Raw genomic sequence first — 3068 nt, 5'->3', positions numbered from 1 at the left:
CATGACGTATCTTGTCCCTTATTTTAAGGAGCGCTATCAGGCTTGTCAAGCTAGAGGTTATGCTTCTGCCATCATATTATTACGCTCGCCTGTCTGCATTGCTCACATGCGCGTAGAACAGCTTCCCACCCTCTCTTGCTCTGGCTGGGCTGCTGGCCTCTGCTGATTGGGCGCTGGCCTACTACGTGCGTGTGTGGTCGCAGTGATGGCACTACCTTGGCTGCTGGGTCAAGCAGGAAAACAGGCTAGAGAAGAGAGAAGAACAGACAGACGGACAACCAGGGGCTATTATAAGGAGCGATCGAGGAGCGGTCAAGGGCTGAAGGGAGGAGTAAGAGAAAAGATGGAGAGCCTGGGGAGAGGAGTGCTTCGACTCCTGCTCCGCCAGGCGTGAGCGCTGAAGGACTGGTCGCTCCGCCCGCCAGCTCAGGCAAGGGCTGGTGAGCTGCCGGCCTGGCTAAGCTGCCGCATGGCCAATCCTCGCTTCCAGCTATTCTCAGGTGCCAGTGCGATGGACGGGACGAACCTGAGCCTATCGTGAAGGCCGGGTTAGTGCTGAGTGATATAAATCTGCGACCAGTAGTCAGGCGGAATCAGCTGCTGCGGATTGTAGAAGAAGCCGTGAACATAGGTTTTGACTACGTAGGCAGCCTGGACTTGCTCCATTGGCAGCCAGGCGACGTCATTGACAAGCTGCTGCTCGGCCTTGTTGTAGGCCTGGTAGCGGGCTGGACCGTTAGGCATGGCATCGGCCTGCTCTAGCAGCTTCTGGGTAGCCTGCTGCTGTCTGGCATCGGGGCTGTTGTTCTGGCCATAGTTCATGTTGTTGTTCGGCACCCCGGCATCAAACTGGAGCGTCAGCCAGTCTTGCGGGTCGGGATAGTCAGCGATCCAGGCGATGCCCCAGAACTGCAGGCCACGCGGGTTATTGGTCGCGGCGACGATGTCTTCGAGCAGCTTGTTGAAGTCCTCTGCATGGGCCTTGACGCTAATGTGAAGTACCGTCTGCCATTGCTGGACCAGAGCGGCGACCTCACGATCAGAGTCGGCGGAGCCAGTGGAGTAGGTTAAGGTAATCGTTGGCAACTGCGAGACGTTGCTTAGCCCTTCATCTTTCAGGCCTGCCTCCAGATACTGGTTGGCCAAGGCAGGATTCCCGGCGGTGCTGGTTGTACCATCCGGCCCCTTGAGATTGGGGTTATAGCCCGGCATCCCCTGGGGCACGATGTGATTAGTGGGAATAAGGGTATCCTTCCAGACAGCGTGGACAATTTCGTTCTTGTTGATGGCCAGGGCAAAGGCCCGACGGATATTGATGCTGTCGAAAGGCTTGACCAGGTAGTTCATCGTATAGTAGTTGATCCATAGCTGAGGAACCAGGTGAAAGTCTTTCCCTTTACGCGCCTGGTCGATGTAAGGGCTAGGCACGCCTGCTTCATCGACCTGTCCGCTGCGGTAGGCCTGATAGGCGGTCTCTACCTTCTGATAGAAGGGGAAAATGACTTTCTGCAGCTGGGGCTTGGGGCCGTAGTAGTTGGGATTGGGGACAAAGACAATCTGCTTGCCGTGCTGGTACGATTGCACCTTGAAGGGGCCGGCACCGCCACCCTCGTCGAGATGGTCAGTCCAGCTCTTGCCGTATTTATCAATCAGCTTCCTTTCTACGACGTAGGAGCAGGAGTAGGTGAGGGCGTCCAGGAAGTAGGCGGCCTTCTTTTTGATAGTGATGACCACAGTGTTGGGGTCAGGGGTCTGGATGCTATCGTTGATGATGGTCTTGATCTTCCCTTTCTGTAACAGGTCAGAGTCTTTGATCAGGGCCAGATAGATGGGGGCTGTAGTCGAGTGCTCTGCCGGCTGCAAGGCCCGATCGATGCTGTAGGCCACGTCTTGCGAAGTGAGAGAGGTACCGTCGCTGAACTTCAGATTCGGTTTCAGGTGGAAGGTCCAGGTCAGGCCATCGTCGGAGCTTTGCCAGGAGGCGGCCAGTTGCGGCTGAACAGTGAGATTGTTGTCGAGCTGTACCAGGCCGGTGAAGACCATATCAATGGCCTGAATCGAGTAAAGATCAGTTGAGAGACCGGGGTCGAAAGTGGCGATGTCGGTAACTCCGGCCTCCGGGTAGACGAAGACCTGTTTGCTCGCTGGAGCTTTCTGCGTCGAGGTCGTTTGTGTGCCACCGCCGCAAGCGGTCAGCAAGAGCGTAAGTAGACAAACGAGGGTGAGGGCGAGACCCAGCGGGTAGGTTCTCTTGCGTAGCGCGGACATGGATCGTACTCCTCATTAGACGATGAACGTAAGCCACTGCAGCAGCCGGCCTCTATGGGCCGGATCTGCGCCTGGCAGTTACCAACGTTCAAGTTCCTGCTATCTCTCTTTCCGGGCAGAGACAGCAGGGTGGTAATAACCGATCCGAGAAACTGAGTACGTGCGGTGCTATGAGAGAGACACGGCACGCAAAGAGAACGGCCCTTTTTCGGGGCTGAACTGCAGCATGACTGTTCCTTGTGCGTGGCACTGGCACCCTGAGTAGCTGCATCGCTCTGAGTAGAGTGGCTTGGCTTTTACCCGAGAAGGGTGAAAGACACTATTACATACGTCTCGTCGACAGCCAATCTCTCGCCTCTCTGAGCAGGCCCCAGGATCTAGAAGGCAGCTACCGGAAGGATAGAGGGAATGGAGAGCGCAGGCAGAGAGCGGCTGCTTGCCTCTGCCTGCGCTGTTAGCGGTGTGGTGACGAACTTGATCGGCGACGTCTCATCCCGTGGCCGCTGAGGCTCTCGCTAGTGCACGCTGATGTACACTTGAGACCAATCGTCGGGAGGTACCTGCAACTGCGCATTCAAAACGAAGCCTTGTACATAGGGCTTGAGGACATAGGCGCTGCGCACCTGGGTGATAGGCAGCCAGGCGACGTCGTTGACAAGCTGCTGCTCGGCGTTCTGGTAAGCCTGCAGGCGCGCATTAGAATCGGGCAGGGTATCGGCCACCTCTAACAGTTTCTGAGTGGCCTGCTGTTGGAGACGATCGGACGAGTTGTTCTGACCGTAGTTCACCTGATTATAGGG

General features: G+C 56.5%; 1 protein-coding gene and 1 pseudogene. Both read right to left on the bottom strand.

The window, feature by feature from the left end:
* Positions 1 to 549 precede the first annotated feature (549 nt).
* Positions 550 to 2268 (bottom strand): peptide ABC transporter substrate-binding protein, encoded by a 1719-nt coding sequence (locus IRZ24_RS18680; RefSeq protein ID WP_297167737.1) that lies wholly within the window; start codon positions 2266 to 2268, stop codon positions 550 to 552.
* 515 nt (positions 2269 to 2783) lie between these two features.
* Positions 2784 to 3068: pseudogene (locus IRZ24_RS18675) on the bottom strand (peptide ABC transporter substrate-binding protein); the annotation flags it as partial.

The sequence above is a fragment of the Thermogemmatispora sp. genome (genome assembly GCF_019683755.1).
In the GTDB taxonomy this organism is placed as follows: domain Bacteria; phylum Chloroflexota; class Ktedonobacteria; order Ktedonobacterales; family Ktedonobacteraceae; genus Thermogemmatispora.
The sequence above is the reverse complement of the archived record's forward strand: the minus strand, read 5'-3'. Positions and strand labels throughout refer to the sequence as shown.